Source organism: Streptomyces hirsutus, from assembly GCF_001418415.1.
GTDB classification, from domain to species: Bacteria; Actinomycetota; Actinomycetes; order Streptomycetales; family Streptomycetaceae; genus Streptomyces; species Streptomyces hirsutus.
The window spans coordinates 1-9329 of record NZ_LIQT01000288.1; the positions used below are offsets into that span (position 1 = coordinate 1).

The 9329-nt window shown below is 71.7% G+C and carries 8 protein-coding genes; 3 read left to right on the plus strand and 5 right to left on the minus strand.

Going from position 1 to position 9329, the window contains the following annotated elements; all coding sequences use genetic code 11:
* The 3 genes from AOK11_RS21415 to pdhA form a co-directional block, all read right to left on the minus strand.
* On the minus strand, positions 1–531 hold a 531-nt coding region (locus AOK11_RS21415), incomplete at its 3' end, for a biotin/lipoyl-containing protein (RefSeq protein WP_338058935.1).
* Between the two features lie 15 nt (positions 532–546).
* On the minus strand, positions 547–1539 hold the full coding sequence (locus AOK11_RS21420; RefSeq protein ID WP_055595347.1) for an alpha-ketoacid dehydrogenase subunit beta: 993 nt from the start codon (positions 1537–1539) through the stop codon (positions 547–549).
* 1 nt (position 1540) lies between these two features.
* On the minus strand, positions 1541–2842 hold the full coding sequence (pdhA, locus tag AOK11_RS21425) for a pyruvate dehydrogenase (acetyl-transferring) E1 component subunit alpha (protein ID WP_055595348.1): 1302 nt from the start codon (positions 2840–2842) through the stop codon (positions 1541–1543).
* A gap of 520 nt (positions 2843–3362) precedes the next feature.
* Between pdhA and AOK11_RS21430 the strand changes: the two genes are divergently transcribed.
* Positions 3363–4400, plus strand: a complete 1038-nt coding sequence (locus AOK11_RS21430; protein ID WP_055595349.1) for a phosphotransferase — start codon at positions 3363–3365, stop codon at positions 4398–4400.
* A gap of 180 nt (positions 4401–4580) precedes the next feature.
* Here the strand turns inward: AOK11_RS21430 and AOK11_RS21435 are convergent, their stop codons facing one another.
* Positions 4581–6179 (minus strand): protein kinase domain-containing protein, encoded by a 1599-nt coding sequence (locus AOK11_RS21435; RefSeq protein WP_055595350.1) that lies wholly within the window; start codon positions 6177–6179, stop codon positions 4581–4583.
* 350 nt (positions 6180–6529) lie between these two features.
* On the opposite strand from AOK11_RS21435, the gene AOK11_RS21440 reads away from it, so the two are divergent.
* Positions 6530–8206, plus strand: coding sequence for a protein kinase domain-containing protein (locus tag AOK11_RS21440; protein WP_055595351.1), 1677 nt, complete (start codon positions 6530–6532; stop codon positions 8204–8206).
* 142 nt (positions 8207–8348) lie between these two features.
* Here the strand turns inward: AOK11_RS21440 and AOK11_RS21445 are convergent, their stop codons facing one another.
* Positions 8349–8891 (minus strand): bacterial proteasome activator family protein, encoded by a 543-nt coding sequence (locus AOK11_RS21445; RefSeq protein ID WP_055595352.1) that lies wholly within the window; start codon positions 8889–8891, stop codon positions 8349–8351.
* 205 nt (positions 8892–9096) lie between these two features.
* Between AOK11_RS21445 and AOK11_RS21450 the strand changes: the two genes are divergently transcribed.
* On the plus strand, positions 9097–9329 hold a 233-nt coding region (locus tag AOK11_RS21450; protein ID WP_157869410.1), incomplete at its 3' end, for a hypothetical protein.

Genomic DNA, 9329 nt, shown 5'->3' on the forward strand with positions numbered 1-9329 from the left:
GGCGGCGGGTACCGGGGCGGCCGGGGCGTGGCCGTTCAGCTCCGTCCGGACCCCTGCCACCGCCTGCTGGGCGAAGCCGTCCGGGGCGGTCTTGCGCGGGCGGCGGCGCGTCGCGGACGTCGCCACGCCGTAGCCGACCAGCACGGGCTGGCGGCCCGAACCCACCGCCGTCGGTTCGGCTTCCGCCGGCTGCTCGGCGGGTACGGCAGCAGCGGGTACGGCAGCAGCGGCCGGGGCGGCCGCGGGAGCCTCCGCCTCCGGGGCGGCTCCGCCCGAGACGTCCACCGCGATGATGGACGTGCCCACGTCCACCGTGGTGCCCTCGGGGAAGTGCAGCGCGCGGACCACCCCGTCGTAGGGGATGGGGAGCTCCACGGCCGCCTTCGCCGTCTCGACCTCGCACACCACCTGGCCGTCGGTGACCGCGTCACCGGGCTGGACGTACCACTTGAGGATCTCGGCCTCGGTCAGTCCCTCGCCCACGTCGGGCATCTTGAACTCACGGACGGGCGCTTGCGTCATCGTCGTCACGACCCTCCCTTTCCCTCAGTACGCCAGCGAGCGGTCGACGGCGTCCAGCACCCGGTCCAGGTCCGGGAGGTAGGACTCCTCCAGGCGGGCCGGCGGGTACGGGGCGTGGTAGCCGCCCACCCGCAGGACCGGGGCCTCCAGGTGGTAGAAGCAGCGCTCCGTGATCCGCGCGGCGATCTCCGCGCCCGAACCGAAGAACACCGGCGCCTCGTGGACGACGACCAGACGGCGGGTCTTCTCCACCGACGCCTGGATCGCGTCGAAGTCGAGCGGGGAGACCGAGCGCAGGTCCAGGACCTCCAGGGAGCGGCCCTCCTCGGCGGCCGCGTCCGCGACCTCCTGGCAGAGCTTCACCATCGGGCCGTACGCCACCAGCGTCAGATCGGTGCCCTCACGGACCACGCGCGCGGTGTGCAGCGGGCCGGGGATCGCCTCGGTGTTGACCTCGGCCTTGTCCCAGTAGCGCCGCTTGGGCTCGAAGAAGATCACCGGGTCGTCGCTCTGGATGGCCTGCTGCATCATCCAGTACGCGTCCGACGCGTTCGACGGCGAGACCACCTTCAGGCCCGCCACGTGCGCGAACAGCGACTCCGGGGACTCGGAGTGGTGCTCCACCGCGCCGATGCCGCCGCCGTAGGGAATGCGCACGACGACCGGGAGCTTCACCTTGCCCAGCGACCGCGCGTGCATCTTCGCGAGCTGCGTGACGATCTGGTCGTACGCCGGGAAGACGAAGCCGTCGAACTGGATCTCGACCACCGGGCGGTAGCCGCGCAGGGCGAGGCCGATCGCCGTGCCGACGATGCCCGACTCGGCGAGCGGGGTGTCGATGACGCGGCTCTCGCCGAAGTCCTTCTGCAGCCCGTCCGTCACCCGGAACACGCCGCCGAGCTTGCCGACGTCCTCACCCATGACGAGGACCTTGGGGTCCGTGTCCAGGGCGCGGCGCAGCGACTCGTTGATCGCCTTGGCCAGGGCCATGTTTTTGAATGTCACGGTCTCCGCCATGTCACTTCCCCCCGTCCGCGTCGGCGAACGACGCCTGGTAGGCGGCGAACTGGGCCCGCTCCTCGTCGACGAGGGCGTGTCCGTCCGCGTACGCGTTCTCGAAGATGGCGAAGTGGTCCGGATCCTTCATGGCACGGACCGCTTCGCGCACTCGTTTGCCCAACGTCTCGCTCTCGATCTCCAGTTCCGCAAAAAATCCCTCGTCCGCGTGGTGGGCGGACTCCAGGTAGCGGCGAAGGCGCAGGATCGGGTCCTTGGCCTCCCAGGCGGCCCGCTCGTCGTCGTGGCGGTAGCGGGTCGGGTCGTCGGAGGTGGTGTGGGCACCCATGCGGTAGGTGAACGCCTCGATCAGCGTCGGCCCCTCACCGGCGCGGGCCCGCTCCAGGGCCCACCGGGTCACGGCGAGGTTCGCCAGCACGTCGTTGCCGTCCACCCGCAGGCCCGGGAAGCCGAAGCCCTGCGCACGCTGGTACAGCGGGACGCGGGACTGCTTCTCGGTCGGTTCGGAGATCGCCCACTGGTTGTTCTGGCAGAAGAACACCACCGGGGCGTTGTAGACCGCGGAGAAGGTGAAGGCCTCGGCCACGTCGCCCTGGCTGGAGGCGCCGTCGCCGAAGTAGGCGATCACCGCGCTGTCCGCGCCGTCCTTGGCGACGCCCATCGCGTAGCCCGTGGCGTGCAGCGCCTGGGAGCCGATGACGATCGTGTACAGGTGGAAGTTGTTGCTGTTCGGGTCCCAGCCGCCGTTGTTGACGCCGCGGAACATGCCGAGCAGGTTGGTCGGGTCCACCCCGCGGCACCAGGCGACGCCGTGCTCGCGGTAGGTGGGGAAGACGTAGTCGTCGTCGCGCAGCGCGCGCCCGGAGCCGATCTGCGCCGCCTCCTGGCCCAGCAGCGAGGCCCACAGGCCCAGCTCGCCCTGGCGCTGGAGCGCGGTGGCCTCGGCGTCGAAACGGCGGGTGAGCACCATGTCGCGGTACAGGCCGCGGAACTCCTCGGGAGTGACGCCTGAGACGTACGGGTCGAACTCGGCGTTCCGGACCCGCTCGCCCTCGGGCGTCAGCAGCTGTACGAGGTGGGGTTCGGCGCTCCGCGGCTTCGTGCCGCCGGTCTTCCTGGCCGCCGGGGCCTTCTTCGCGGCGGATGCCTTCTTGGCCGCGGATGCCTTCTTGGCCACGGTCGCCTTCTTGGCCGGGACCGCCTTCTTGGCGGTGGTGCTGGTGGTGCGCTGGGCGCCGGTGGCGCCGGCGTCACTTCCGGCGCTGCGTCGCGGTGTGCGCGCGGCAGTGCTCTCCACGGTCACGTGTGCTCCTCCGTCGGTCCGACCCCCGGGATTGCCGGTAGGTCTGGGGTCCCCCTCCAGCTCGTCGAAGCCTGGGGGAGGTTCACCTCTTCTCGACCACGGGCACGGGGTGGGTGCCGCTCGGCCGGGAACAGGCGTGACAGGCGCCCCGGCGAGCGACCTGCACATGGCACGTTACCCAGTGCGCCGCATTTCTGGGAAACCATTCCTGACCTGGGATTTTGCTTGGATTTCCAAGTAAATCGGAAAGGCTGGAAAGGCGCGCTGGTCACAGCCTTGCAGGAGGCCGGAGCAACGGCACGTTATCCCGCCGACCCCGGACTCGGGAAGGGTCGTGTCCCGCGCGCGCCCTGCGGCGGGCCGGCGTCCCGCCGGGCTCCTGCCGCACTTCCACCGGACGCCCGCCCGGCACTCCGTCCGGCTCCCACCCGAGGCGGATCAAGCACACAGTGCGACTGGAAATGACTGGCTGTGACAACGCACAGTTCACGGGCCCGCGCGGTGCCCTAGCATCTGGCGCGTGTCGCCCTTACGTGTACTACCCCCTGTTCCTTGCGCGCCCCCTTTGGGCGCTCTGCTGCGCCGGTACGCCGCCGGTTCCGCGGTGACCTGCGAGCCCGTCGACGAGGGCCTGCTCAACCGTGGCTACCGCCTGCGTACGACCCGCGGCCGCTACTTCCTCAAGCACCACTTCGACCCCGAGACCGCCGATCCGGCCGCGATCGTCCGCCAGCACCGCGCCACCCGGCGCCTGGCCGACCTGGGCGTGCCGGTGGCCCCGCCGCTGCCCGCCCGGGACGGGCGCACGGTCGCCGTGGTCGGCGGGCACGCGTACGCCCTGCATCCCTGGATCGACGGACGGCACCGGCACGGCGGGCAGCTCACGCCGGGACAGTGCGCACGGCTCGGGGCACTGCTCGGCGCGGTCCACGCCGGCCTGGAACGCGTGATGCCGGCCCACGCGCGGACCCACGGCGCTCCGGCGGAGAGCGCCGACCCGGCCGACACCCTCACCCTCATCGACGAGTTGCTCGGCCGCGTCCACCGGCACCGCCCCGCCGACTCCTTCGACGCCCTCGCCCGCCGCCGGCTCCTGGAACGACGGACCCTTCTGGAGCGGCACGCCGGCCGGCGTCCTCCGCGTCCGCGCGGGGACGCGGTGGGATGGGTGCACGGGGACTTCCACCCGTTCAACGTGCTGTACCGGGGGAGCGCGCCCGCAGCGATCGTCGACTGGGACCGGCTCGGCGTACAGCCCCGCGCGGAGGAGGCCGTACGCGCCGCGGCGATCTTCTTCGTGCGGCCCTCGGGCACCCTCGACCTGCCGCGCGTACGGTCCTACGCGCGCGCGTACCGGCGCGGCGCGGGGGCCACGCCCGCCCAGCTCGCCGCGGCGGTGCACCGGGTGTGGTGGGAGCGCCTCAACGACTTCTGGATGCTCCGCTGGCACTACGAGCGCGACGACACCCGCGCGGACTCCCAGTTCCCGGCCACGGCCGCCCTGGTGGTGTGGTGGAGCCGGGAGTACGACGCGGTGCGCGCGGCGTTCACGGGGTGAGGCGGGCTTCCACCGCGCCGGGCACGGCGCGGGCCCCGGCGGGCCCGCGCACGGCGTCGCCCCGCGCGGAGGTGCTCCGCGCGGGGCGAGACGGCGGGCTCAGGGCCCGCCCCGTGTTCCGTGCTCCGCGACTCGTGACCCGAGATCCGAGATCCGTGGTCCGTCGTCGATGGCCGGTGGTCAGCCGCCGGTGACCGCGGCGGTGTCGCCGCCCACCACGCCGCCGTTCTCCGTGCCGCCCTCGTCGCCGCCCTCCCCCGGGTCGGGCACCGACGGCGACTCCGGCGGGTTCTCCGGCTCGGTTTCCGTCGGCGTGGTCGGCTCGCCCGTCGGCTCGCCCGTCGGCTCCTCGGTCTGCGGCTGACTCTGCGTCGGGGCCGGGTCCGGGTTGTACGGCGGGACGTAGCCGCCGCCTCCGGAGCCGGTGCCGGTGCCGGGGTTCGTGTTCGGCACCTCCGGTTCCTCGGAGGTGTCGTCCTCGTCCGGTGACGCGCTGGGCTTCTCCTTCTCGCTGCTCTGCGAGGAGGAGGGCGACTTGGACGGGTCCTTGTCGTTCTCGGTGCCGTCGCCGCCGTTCAGCGCCAGCGCGACACCCGCGACGACGGCGATCACCGCGAGCACCGCGATGATCCACAGCTTTCCGCGGCCGTCACCCCGGTTGCCGCCGCCCTCGAAACCTCCGTCGTCCCCGCCGCCGTACCGGTTGGGGAGAATCGGCTGCGGGATGGCCGCGGTGCTGGAGGCGTCCGGGTGCGGCATCGCCGTCGTGCCCGCGAAACCCGCCGCCGGGGTGCGCCCGCCGTCGTGCATGTCGACCGGACCGGTGTTCCAGGTGCCGGTGTGGCCGCCCTGGTCGTAGAGCATCTGCAGCCCGTACTGGATCAGCCCGCGCATCTCCTCGGCCGTCTGGAACCGGTCGTCCGGCTCCTTGGCGAGTGAGCGCATGACAAGCCCGTCCAGCTCCGGCGGGCTGGCGTCCGAGACCTCCGACGGGGGCGTGGGGATGTCCTGCACGTGCTGGTAGACCACGGACAGCGGCGTCTCACCGGTGAACGGGGGCCGCAGTGCCAGCAGTTCGTACAGCATGCAGCCGGTCGCGTACAGGTCGGACCGGTGGTCGACGGCCTTGCCGAGCGCCTGCTCCGGCGAGAGGTACTGCGGGGTGCCCATGACCATGCCGGTCTGGGTCATCGTCGTGGACGCGCCGTGCAGCGCGCGGGCGATGCCGAAGTCCATCACCTTCACGGCACCGTTGTCCGTGATGATGACGTTGGCGGGCTTGATGTCACGGTGCACGATGCCGTGCTGGTGCGAGTAGGCCAGCGCCTCCAGGACGCCGGAGACGATGATCAGCGCCTGTTCGGGGCCGGGCGCCTCGGCGTTGATCAGGAGATCGCGGATCGTGCGGCCCTCGACGATCTCCATGATGATGTACGGCACGGCCTGGCCGCCCACGATGTCCTCACCGGAGTCGTACACGGCGACGATCGCGTGGTGGTTGAGACCGGCCACCGACTGCGCCTCGCGTGTGAAACGCGCTTTGGCGATCGGGTCCTCGGCGAGATCGGAATGCATCAGTTTGACGGCGACCGTCCGCCCGAGCCGCACGTCCTCCGCGGCGAACACCTCGGCCATGCCGCCCCGACCGAGCCTGTGTGTCAGCCGGTAACGGCCGTCGCCCACAAGTCCGCCGTTACCCCAGTTGTCCGGCGCGTCCGACATGCCGCCGCCAGTCGCCTCGGGGTCGGACGGGCCCTGAGCGCGCTGCTGCTGTGCCATCAGTCCTCGCCGTCGTTTCTGCCCGCGGTGCGCGCGGTGTTGTCACGGTCTCCGTCGGCCACGCTACAGCCTTCACACCGACCTCCGGTCCGGGACGGGCTGCCAGGAACGGGCATGAGACGGACCGGCCATGAAACCCGCAATCCATATCGTCGTGCAAATTCCGTGCACCCGCCTCACGTCCCCTGTAACGCTTCCGCGACGCTTCCCTCCCGTACGGTCACGGAACGGGCCCCACGCTTGACGTGTCGGGGGCCTGGGGCAGACTTGGCCGGGTAGAGCGCAGAAGATCTACGAGGAATCGGTCGCCGACGGCAGCAGCGCCGGAGAGGCTACGGGGGACGCGGAACATGAGCCAGGACGGCGCACAGGGCCACAACACGGGGCGGGCGCTGGCCGGCGGCCGCTACCAACTGCGGGACCTGCTCGGCCAGGGCGGCATGGCCTCCGTCCACCTCGCGTACGACAGCGTGCTCGACCGTCAGGTCGCGATCAAGACCCTGCACACGGAACTCGGCAGGGAACAGGCCTTCCGCGAACGCTTCCGCCGCGAGGCCCAGTCCGTGGCGAAGCTCACGCACACCAACATCGTCTCGGTCTTCGACACCGGCGAGGACGATGTGGACGGCATGACGACGCCGTACATCGTCATGGAGTACGTCGAGGGCCGCCCGCTGGGCTCCGTGCTCGACGAGGACGTACGGCAGCAGGGCGCGATGCCCGCCGACAAGGCGCTGAAGATCACCGCGGACGTGCTGGCCGCCCTGGAGATCAGCCACGAGATGGGCCTGGTCCACCGGGACATCAAGCCGGGCAACGTGATGATGACCAAGCGCGGCGTGGTCAAGGTGATGGACTTCGGCATCGCCCGCGCCATGCAGTCCGGCGTGACCTCGATGACGCAGACCGGCATGGTCGTCGGCACCCCGCAGTACCTCTCGCCCGAGCAGGCGCTCGGGCGGGGCGTCGACGCCCGCTCCGACCTGTACTCGGTCGGCATCATGCTCTTCCAACTGGTCACCGGACGGATCCCGTTCGACGCCGACTCGCCGCTGGCCATCGCGTACGCGCACGTGCAGGAGGAGCCGCCGCTCGCCTCCTCGGTCAACCGCTCGCTGCCCCCGGCCGTGGACGCGCTGATCACCCGCGCGCTGAAGAAGAACCCGAACGAGCGTTTCCCCAGCGCCGAAGCCATGCGCGGCGAGTGCCTGCGGGTGAGCCAGTCCTTCCAGGCGGCCCCGCCGAGCATCGTCCCCGGCCCGCACGGGCAGAGCGGCTCGGGCGTCGGCTCCGCGGTCTTCCCGCCCGTCGACCAGTCGGCGCCGGCGGCCCCGGGCAGCGTCCAGACGCCGTACACGCCGGGCCCGCCCCAGCAGCACACCCCGAACCCGTACGGCACCCCGCTCGCGCCGGGCCCCGCCTCGGCGTACGGCTATCCGCAGCAGGGCGCCCCGCAGGGCGGCTACGCGACACCCCACCCCCCGTACGGCGTGCATCCGGGCGGCCCGTCGACGCCGCCGTACAACCTGTCGCCCCAGAGCGGACCGGGCGGACCGGGCGGCGGCAGGAACAACAAGCCGGTGCTCATCGGCTCGATCGCCGTGTCCGTCCTCGCCGTCGGCGGCCTGGTCGCGGCGCTGCTGGCCAACGGCGGCGGCGACGAGAACGACAAGGGCGGCGACCCGGGCGTCAGCGCGTCGGTGTCGGCGGCGGCCTCCAAGGCGGCCGGCTACCGCGGGCCCGACCCGTCCAAGACGATCGACTCGGAGGAGTGCACGGATCCGGAGGAGTCCTACAACGACGAGGACAAGATCCGGCTCCCGAAGCTGAAGTTCAAGTACATCAAGTCGGTCAAGGAATGCTTCCAGGCCGCCGGCTGGGACCTGGACGTGCGGAACGTCGACGAGAACACGTACGGCGAAGGCGCGATCATGAATCAGTTCCCCGCCGCCGGTACGGACGTCGACCCCGAGGACATGCCCAAGATCCAGCTCGACGTCTCCACGGGCAACCCGCCGACCGGCTGAGCTCCTGGGCTCCTGGGCTCCTGGGGAGACCTGAGCACCCCAGGACACAGGGCGAGGTACGAAGAACACAGGACGGGCGAAAGGGGTCCGGCTTCGAAGCCGGGCCCCTTTCGCCCGTCCTGCCCAAACGGTTCGGGGACGACTACAGGTAGGGGCCGCCCGAGCGGCCGCCCAAGGGGGGTTCCTCGGCTCCGCCGTCACCGGCGCCCGGCGGAAGGGCTCGGCGCATCTGCTCCAGCTGGGCGCGCGCGGCCATCTGCTGGGCGAAGAGCGTGGTCTGGATGCCGTGGAAGAGGCCCTCCAGCCAGCCCACCAACTGGGCCTGCGCGATCCGCAGTTCGGCGTCGCTCGGGGTGGCATCGTCCGTGAAGGGCAGCGAGAGCCGTTCCAGCTCCTCGACCAGCTGGGGCGCGAGTCCGTCCTCCAGCTCCTTCACCGAGCTGGCGTGGATCTCCTTGAGCCGGACCCGGCTGGCCTCGTCCAGGGGAGCCGCGCGCACCTCCTCCAGCAACTGCTTGATCATGCTGCCGATGCGCATGACCTTCGCGGGCTGCTCCACCTGCTCCGTCACCGGGACCTCGCGGGAGTCCTCGTCCCCCGTGCCCCCGCCGAGCGCCATCCCGTCCTGGCCGACGACCAGAACCTGCGGATTGTCCGGCGACCGTTCGTTCCTCGGCATCTCCATGAGGCCATTCTCTCGTACGCCCGCCGCACACCTCCGGGGCCCCCTGACCGGCTCCCCGGCCGTCCCCCTGACTGGGGGAATCCGGAATGCCGGGGGTGCGCGGGAATGCGAGCCTGTGGGGGTCCATCCGGTCCATCTTGCCGACGGTGCGAACGGGCACCGGCCGGTGCGGGAGGTCACCGTCGTGGCTCCATGGATGTGTGCAGTGAGAGAGACGAGGGCGGGGCTCGCCCTGCGCGCGGGCATCACCCTCGGGGTGGTGGCGGGCGCGGTGACCGCGGCCGGTGCGGGAACGGGGGTGGCGGTGCCGTACAGCGCTGCCGTGGCGCCCTTCGGCACGGCAGCGGTCCACGGTCCCGAAGGGGCGGTGGACGGGCGTCAGGAGGCGGCGGCCGGACGGTTCGACGTGCCCGCCCGCGAGACCGCACGCTCATTCCC